Genomic DNA, 265 nt, shown 5'->3' on the forward strand with positions numbered 1-265 from the left:
CTCACCGATCGAATGCCCGGCCACGAACTCCGGCCGCACACCCCACGACTCCACCAGCCGGAACAACGCCACCTCGACCGCGAACAGTCCGGCCTGGGCATAGACCGTGCGGTTCAGCGCCTCCGCGTCCTCACCCCACACCACCTCACGCAGCGGCCGCTCCAGATGCCCGTCCAGGCCCGCGCACACCGCGTCGAACGCCTCCGCGAACACCGGGAAACGACCGTACAGCTCACGCCCCATACCCAACCGCTGCGACCCCTGA

Annotated in this window: 1 protein-coding gene; it reads right to left on the bottom strand. The window is 69.4% G+C overall.

Annotated features, from left to right (window positions below; genetic code table 11):
• Window positions 1–265 (bottom strand): acyltransferase domain-containing protein (locus ADK41_RS14265; protein WP_158717748.1); only part of this gene is annotated, 265 nt, incomplete at both ends.

Origin of the sequence: Streptomyces caelestis, assembly GCF_001279005.1 — a bacterium.
In the GTDB taxonomy this organism is placed as follows: domain Bacteria; phylum Actinomycetota; class Actinomycetes; order Streptomycetales; family Streptomycetaceae; genus Streptomyces; species Streptomyces heliomycini.